Genomic DNA, 346 nt, shown 5'->3' on the forward strand with positions numbered 1-346 from the left:
GGAGCGGGTGCCCGCAGGGCAGATAGAGCGCCCGGTGGAAGTCGCGGTTGGCGAGCGAGCGGTCCGCCTTGTCCTCGGCGGTGTCGGAGCGCCCCAGCGCCTCCTGCGCCGCAGCATCACTCGCAAGGCGTCGCTCGAAGCGGCGCAGCGCCTCGGGTTCGAGGAGCAGCCGTACGTCGTAGACCTCGCGCGCCATCTCCGCGTCGACCATCCGCACGGTGACGCCCTTGTACTGGCTCATCACCACGAGCCCGGTCCCCGCCAGGGTCTTCAGGGCCTCGCGCACCGGGGTCTTGGAGACCCCGAACTGCGCGGCGAGCTCGGTCTCGACGAGGGCCTGCCCCGG

At 72.3% G+C, this 346-nt stretch carries 1 protein-coding gene; it reads right to left on the reverse strand.

The window, feature by feature from the left end:
- The coding region (locus J0695_RS41290) for a GntR family transcriptional regulator (RefSeq protein ID WP_206969935.1) at positions 1-346 on the reverse strand (346 nt) is incomplete at both ends.

Source organism: Streptomyces beijiangensis, assembly GCF_017315755.1.
Lineage (GTDB): Bacteria > Actinomycetota > Actinomycetes > Streptomycetales > Streptomycetaceae > Streptomyces > Streptomyces beijiangensis.